Source organism: Agarilytica rhodophyticola (assembly GCF_002157225.2).
GTDB classification, from domain to species: domain Bacteria; phylum Pseudomonadota; class Gammaproteobacteria; order Pseudomonadales; family Cellvibrionaceae; genus Agarilytica; species Agarilytica rhodophyticola.
In genome coordinates this window covers 1,002,501-1,010,000 of sequence record NZ_CP020038.1, presented here as the reverse complement: position 1 = coordinate 1,010,000, position 7,500 = coordinate 1,002,501, and the positions used below count along the sequence as shown (strand labels likewise).

Below are 7,500 nucleotides of genomic sequence, written 5' to 3'. Positions count from 1 at the left end.
GACCTAAAACATTATTCATCCTTGCTTCGGCTAGATTGCTGACATTATCAGCTCGCATTTTTAATCCACCACTGAAATCGTCATTACTCACCTGTCCTTCGATGACTAACATCGCATCCTTAACAAGAATTTCTCGACATTCCTCGTATGCATCTGAAAACACAGCAACCTCCATTCTGCCGGTACGATCATCCAAGGTAACAAAAGCCATCGAATCGCCGCGTTTCGTCTTCATCAGGCGAAATGCCACCACTAGACCGGCGAGTGTCTGCTTATTCTTGTCTGCTTTCGCATGGGATATTCTCGAAGAAACAATATCTGTAAGCTCAGCTTCGTACTCATCAATCGGATGGCCGGTTAGATATAGCCCCAAGGTCTCTTTTTCAAACTCTAGACGCTCTTTCATCGCCCATCGATTAGTTGCCTTGAAGTCCTCATAGACATCTTCTTCTTCCGAACTAGGAACCACATCACCAAACAAATCTGCCATTCCCGCATCGGCACTTGCTGCGCTCTGTTCAGCAGTTTTCACAGCTTCAGGAATGGCGAGAAACATCACTGCCCGATCATAATCAATATCAATCTTCGGCCCGAGATTGTCTAGCGCGCCACTTTTAACTAAGGCTTCGAGTGCTCTTTTGTTAACCTTTCTTGAATCAATACGGGCACAAAAATCGAATATATTCTTAAACGGGCCATCCTTACGTGCTTCGATGATGTTGCCAACTGGCCCTTCACCTAAGCCCTTAATAGCGCCGAGCCCATAAATAATATTATTACTTTTATCTACTACAAATTGGAACTGACCACTGTTCACATCTGGAGGCAAAAGGTTGAGCCCCATGTTTCGAACTTCTTCGATGAACGTTACTACTTTATCTGTTTTATCCATATCCGAAGACATGGTAGCTGCCATAAAATGAGCCGGATAATGAGCCTTTAGCCATGCAGTCTGATAGGAGACTAGTGCATAGGCAGCAGAGTGAGACTTGTTAAATCCGTAGCCAGCGAATTTTTCCACCAGATCGAAAATTTTCATTGCCAATTCTGGATCAATACCTAAACCTTGTGCCCCTTCCTTAAAGACACTCCTCTGTTTAGCCATCTCCTCAGGTTTTTTCTTACCCATGGCTCGGCGCAGCATATCTGCACCGCCAAGGGTATAGCCAGCAAGTACCTGAGCGATCTGCATTACTTGCTCTTGGTAGACAATAACTCCATAAGTAGGGTCTAAAATAGGTTTCAAAGAAAGATGTTGGTACTTAGCATCGGGATAGGCGACTTGCGCACGCCCATGCTTACGATTAATAAAATCATCCACCATACCTGATTGCAATGGCCCCGGGCGAAATAACGCAACCAATGCAATCATGTCTTCAATATTATCTGGCTGTAGACGCTTAATTAGCTCTTTCATGCCACGAGATTCAAGCTGAAAAACCGCGGTAGTTTCAGCTTTCTTGATCATAGAAAAAGTTTCTGTATCGTCTAATGGGATAGTCGCGATATCTAGAGCTTCTTCACCATCTTCCATTCGATGAGCATTAATCATATTAACGGCCCAATCGATGATTGTAAGCGTTCGCAAACCCAAGAAGTCAAACTTAACAAGGCCGGCTTCTTCAACGTCATTCTTATCAAACTGGGTAACCAAACCACCGCCACTCTCATCACAATAGAGAGGAGCGAAATCTGTCAGTTTGGTCGGCGCAATCACTACACCACCTGCGTGCTTACCTACGTTACGAGTGATCCCTTCGAGCTGTAAGGCCATGTCCCAAATTTCTTGGGCATCACCATCATTTGCTAGAAAATCACGAATTACTTCTTCCCCTTCATATGCCTTGGCTAGTGTCATGCCTATATCCGGGGGAATCATTTTAGAAAGCTTGTCTGCTAAACCATAAGATTTCCCTTGGGCACGTGCAACATCTCGCACCACAGCTTTTGCAGCCATAGTACCAAAGGTAATAATCTGAGATACCGCATCACGGCCATAGTTGTCGGCCACATAACCGATCACTTGGTCGCGATTTTCCATGCAAAAGTCAACATCGAAATCAGGCATAGAAACCCGTTCGGGATTCAAGAAACGTTCAAAAAGAAGGTCGTATTCAAGAGGGTCGAGGTCGGTAATCATTAGAGAATAAGCTACCAGAGAACCTGCACCCGAGCCTCGACCTGGCCCCACTGGTATTTTCTGATCTTTGGCCCACTGAATGAAGTCCATTACGATAAGGAAGTACCCTGGAAACCCCATATCGCAAATGATTTTTATCTCGAAATCTAGACGATCATAGTAATCTTGCTTACGCTGCTCATAGTCCGTCGCATCTTTATCTAAAATCTTCGATAACCTATCATCCAAACCCTCAAAAGATATCTTCTTGAAAAACTCATCCTCTGTCATTCCTTCCGGAATCGGATACTCTGGTAGAAAATATTTACCTAACTGAATATCAAAAGAGCATCGTTTAGCGATTTCAACGGTGTTTTCTATCGCTTCAGGAATATCACTAAAGAGCTCGCACATTTCTTCTGATGAACGTAGGTATTGCTGGCTGTTATAGCGTTTTTCTCTACGAGGATCATCTAAGGCGCGGCCTTCACCAATACACACTCTAGCCTCGTGAACGTCATATTGCTCTTGCGTTAAAAAGCGAACGTCATTAGTTGCTACTACAGGGCAGGTAAATTCATAGGCCAATTCCATGGCTTTATGAAGATATGTTTCATCATGCTCTCTACCAGTACGTTGTAGCTCTAAATAAAAGCGATCACCGAAAATGTTTTGCCAGTTGGCGATGAGTTGTTTTGCATCACCTACACGATTAGCCAGTAACGCTTGACCTATATCACCGTATTTTGCACCTGAGAGTGCTATCACACCACTTGAGAGCTTCTGAATCCATTCATATTTAACATAAGGGACACCGAGATTTTGCCCTGCCTGGTAACTTAATGAAATTAGTTCTGTGATATTTCGATAGCCTTCCTCATTCTGCGCTAACAAAGTAATGAGGGCGGGAGCACTTTCAGAGTCATTGGATTCTATATATAAATCACTTCCACAAATCGGCTTAATTCCAGCCCCTTGAGTCGCCTTATAAAACTTAATCAAACCCATGAAGTTGTGTTGATCAGTGATGGCACATGCAGGCATATTGAGTTCCGTCAGCATTTTTACTAGAGGCTTTATACGGACAATACTATCTACTAAGGAAAATTCTGTTCTAAGTCTGAGGTGAACGAATTTATCGGCGGTCATAGTGTTTTCTCTAAGGGACTTTCTTTAGAAGTGGAGGATACTAAGTGATAAGCGAGTATTCACAAAATACTTATTTTTATAAAAGTGAATATAAAAGTGAATAGAAGCGCTCAAATAAATATGAGATTACTAATATATAGTTGTAGAGTTTTGTAAATAACGCAAGCAATAAAAAACCCCATCAGCCTGAGCGGATGGGGTTTTCATAATAAAAGCCTGACGATGACCTACTCTCACATGGGGAAGCCCCACACTACCATCGGCGATGCACCGTTTCACGTCTGAGTTCGGGATGGGATCAGGTGGTTCCAGTGCTCTATAGTCGTCAGGCATAACCGGTGGACGAAGCAGCTAAAGGTTATTAGCAACAACATCGAATCTGTTATGCATGCCTGTTACACAGGCTTTAACAAGCGAAAGAAGAAGACAGCATAGTGTTCTTATACACACATAATCCAGTGTCACTCATGAACTAAAGTGCTCTACGCTATAACTTGATTAGTACCAAGCCTAGCCAGCAATACATTCATTGTATAATCAACACAATCAAAGCCTTTACACAACTTATATCGTTTATCATCGATTATCGTTGCCATAAAGATCTTTCAATCATTTCCGTTATATGGTCAAGCCTCACGGGCAATTAGTACGGGTTAGCTCAACGCCTCACAACGCTTCCACACCCCGCCTATCAACGTCTTAGTCTTAAACGGCCCTTCAGGGGGTCAAGCCCCAGGGAAATCTCATCTTGAAGGAGGCTTCCCGCTTAGATGCTTTCAGCGGTTATCCCGTCCGAACATAGCTACCGGGCAATGCCACTGGCGTGACAACCCGAACACCAGAGGTTCGTTCACTCCGGTCCTCTCGTACTAGGAGCAACTCTTCTCAAATTTCCAACGCCCACGGCAGATAGGGACCGAACTGTCTCACGACGTTCTAAACCCAGCTCGCGTACCACTTTAAATGGCGAACAGCCATACCCTTGGGACCGGCTTCAGCCCCAGGATGTGATGAGCCGACATCGAGGTGCCAAACTCCGCCGTCGATGTGAACTCTTGGGCGGAATCAGCCTGTTATCCCCGGAGTACCTTTTATCCGTTGAGCGACGGCCCTTCCATACAGAACCGCCGGATCACTAAGACCTACTTTCGTACCTGCTCGACGTGTCAGTCTCGCAGTCAAGCGCGCTTTTGCCTTTATACTCATTGCATGATTTCCGACCATGCTGAGCGCACCTTCGTACTCCTCCGTTACTCTTTGGGAGGAGACCGCCCCAGTCAAACTACCCACCATACACTGTCCCTAATCCCGCTAAGGGACCGAGGTTAGAACCTCAAACATACCAGGCTGGTATTTCAAGATTGGCTCCACCTAGGCTAGCGCCTAAGTTTCAAAGCCTCCCAGCTATCCTACACAAGTAGGCTCAAAGTTCAGTGCAAAGCTATAGTAAAGGTTCACGGGGTCTTTCCGTCTAGCCGCGGGTATACGGCATCTTAACCGCAATTTCAATTTCACTGAGTCTCGGGTGGAGACAGCGCCGCCATCGTTACGCCATTCGTGCAGGTCGGAACTTACCCGACAAGGAATTTCGCTACCTTAGGACCGTTATAGTTACGGCCGCCGTTTACCGGGGCTTCGATCAAGAGCTTCGCATAAGCTAACCCCATCAATTAACCTTCCGGCACCGGGCAGGCGTCACACCCTATACGTCCTCTTTCGAGTTTGCAGAGTGCTATGTTTTAAGTAAACAGTCGCAGCGGCCTGGTATCTTCGACCAGCCTCAGCTTAAGGAGTAAATCCCATCACCAAAGCCGGCGCACCTTCTCCCGAAGTTACGGTGCCATTTTGCCTAGTTCCTTCACCCGAGTTCTCTCAAGCGCCTTGGTATTCTCTACCTGATCACCTGTGTCGGTTTAGAGTACGGTCAACTGTAACCTGAAGCTTAGAAGATTTTCTTGGAAGCAGGGCATCAACGACTTCGTCTCATAATGAAACTCGTCATCACCTCTCAGCCTTAGCAGCCCGGATTTACCTAAGCCACCAGCCTACAAGCTTAAACGTGGACAACCAACGCCACGCTCGCCTAGCCTTCTTCGTCTCTCCATCGCAGTTACAGCCGGTGCAGGAATATTAACCTGCTTCCCATCGATTACGCGTTTCCGCCTCACCTTAGGGGCCGACTAACCCTGTCCCGATTAACGTTGGACAGGAAACCTTGATCTTTCGGCGTGCGGGTTTTTCACCCGCATTATCGTTACTCATGTCAGCATTCGCACTTCTGATACCTCCAGCAAGCTTTTCAACTCACCTTCACAGGCGTACAGAACGCTCCCCTACCATGCATAAATGCATCCGCAGCTTCGGTTACCAGTTTGAGCCCCGGTAAATCTTCCGCGCAGGCCGACTCGACTAGTGAGCTATTACGCTTTCTTTAAAGGATGGCTGCTTCTAAGCCAACCTCCTAGCTGTCTAAGCCTTCCCACATCGTTTCCCACTTAACTGGTATTTGGGACCTTAGCTGGCGGTCTGGGTTGTTGCCCTCTTGACTACGGACGTTAGCACCCGCAGTCTGTCTGCCGTGATTGTACTCCTCGGTATTCGGAGTTTGCATGGGGTTGGTAAGTCGGGATGACCCCCTAGCCCAAACAGTGCTCTACCCCCGAGGGTAAGACACGACGCACTACCTAAATAGTTTTCGGGGAGAACCAGCTATCTCCGGGCTTGATTAGCCTTTCACTCCGATCCACAGGTCATCCGCTAATTTTTCAACATTAGTCGGTTCGGTCCTCCAGTCAGTGTTACCTAACCTTCAACCTGCCCATGGATAGATCGCCCGGTTTCGGGTCTATTGCTAGCGACTCGACGCCCTATTAAGACTCGATTTCTCTACGGCTCCGTTAACACTTAACCTTGCCACTAACAATAAGTCGCTGACCCATTATACAAAAGGTACGCAGTCACGCCGAAGCGCTCCTACTGCTTGTATGCACACGGTTTCAGGATCTATTTCACTCCCCTCACAGGGGTTCTTTTCGCCTTTCCCTCACGGTACTGGTTCACTATCGGTCAGTTGGGAGTATTTAGCCTTAGAGGATGGTCCCCCTATCTTCAGTCAAGATATCACGTGTCCCGACCTACTTAATATGGAGCTACTAAACCTTCGTGTACGGGGCTATCACCCTGTATCGCCAGACTTTCCAGACTGTTCCACTAATTTAATAACTCTCGGCTGCTCCCCTTTCGCTCGCCGCTACTAAGGGAATCTCGGTTGATTTCTTTTCCTCCGGGTACTTAGATGTTTCAGTTCCCCGGGTTCGCCTCTACACCCTATGTATTCAGATGCAGATACTCCTAAAAGGAGTGGGTTTCCCCATTCAGAAATTTTGGGATCAATGCTTGTGTGCCAACTCCCCCAAACTTATCGCAGGCTCCTACGTCTTTCATCGCCTCCAACTGCCAAGGCATCCACCGTGTGCACTTAATCACTTGACCATATAACACAAATGACTAAATCTTTACGACTTCAATTTTCATTTAGGTGCCCTTGTATAACACCTAAATGCGCTGATTATCCAATCGCTTCTTCTTACACTGCATTGTTGCTAATGACTACAGCCATTAATACATTAATAGCTACAAAAACAACCAAACAACAAAGAAAAAACAATCGCGAATCTATCGCTTTCATGAGCACTTTATACGTCTTGAGTTACACTCAATTATACTTCTCACATATAAGTACTATGCCTTTTTCTTTCTTCTTCCACTTTGTTAAAGAACGCTTAAAGCCTTTGAAGACTCTAAGTACACAGGGCTTTGCCTCTGTCTCCCTCAATGCAAGCTTGCTGTGCCGCGTTGAGAGGGTGCGTATCATACCCTCAGAGAGATTTGAGTCAAGCACTTTTATTAAAAATATTTTAAATTCTTTTTCCTATCGAATTTCGCTGTTTAAAAAACAAAAGATTTTCGAAGTTAAGGTTCTTCTATTTGGTTTTTGATAAAATTATAGAAGCCACCCGATAAGATTAATGTGCATGCCCAGAAGAAATAAAAAACAATTCATTTTAATTATTCGCCTTACAGCAATAGGGGATATTGTCATGTCATCGCCTATCGCCAGCACCTTGAAGGAAGGCAAACCTAATGTGAATGTTACTTGGCTTGTACATCCTCTTTATAAACCTCTTTTAGAGGGGCACCCACATATTGACAACGTCATCACATTCGATCCT

2 protein-coding genes and 2 rRNA genes (2 of these 4 running past the window's edge) are annotated in these 7,500 nt (G+C 45.6%); 1 reads left to right on the top strand and 3 read right to left on the bottom strand.

Annotated elements, in window-relative coordinates:
- From dnaE to BVC89_RS04285, 3 genes are all read right to left on the bottom strand, one after another.
- A protein-coding gene (gene dnaE / locus BVC89_RS04295; RefSeq protein WP_086930018.1) for a DNA polymerase III subunit alpha crosses the window boundary here: on the bottom strand, positions 1-3,268 show its 5' portion. Its footprint begins 239 nt before the window's first position; only the first 3,268 of its 3,507 coding nucleotides appear in the window; the start codon lies at positions 3,266-3,268; its stop codon lies beyond the left edge, outside the window.
- A gap of 214 nt (positions 3,269-3,482) precedes the next feature.
- Positions 3,483-3,598 (bottom strand): 5S ribosomal RNA (gene rrf / locus BVC89_RS04290).
- A gap of 292 nt (positions 3,599-3,890) precedes the next feature.
- Positions 3,891-6,760 (bottom strand): 23S ribosomal RNA (locus BVC89_RS04285).
- Between the two features lie 542 nt (positions 6,761-7,302).
- Here BVC89_RS04285 and BVC89_RS04275 point away from each other — a divergent pair.
- On the top strand, positions 7,303-7,500 hold the 5' end (the start) of the coding sequence (locus tag BVC89_RS04275; protein WP_158657778.1) for a glycosyltransferase family 9 protein. The gene runs 876 nt beyond the window's last position; 198 of the gene's 1,074 nt are visible here — the first part of the coding sequence; it begins with the start codon at positions 7,303-7,305; its stop codon lies off the right edge, out of view.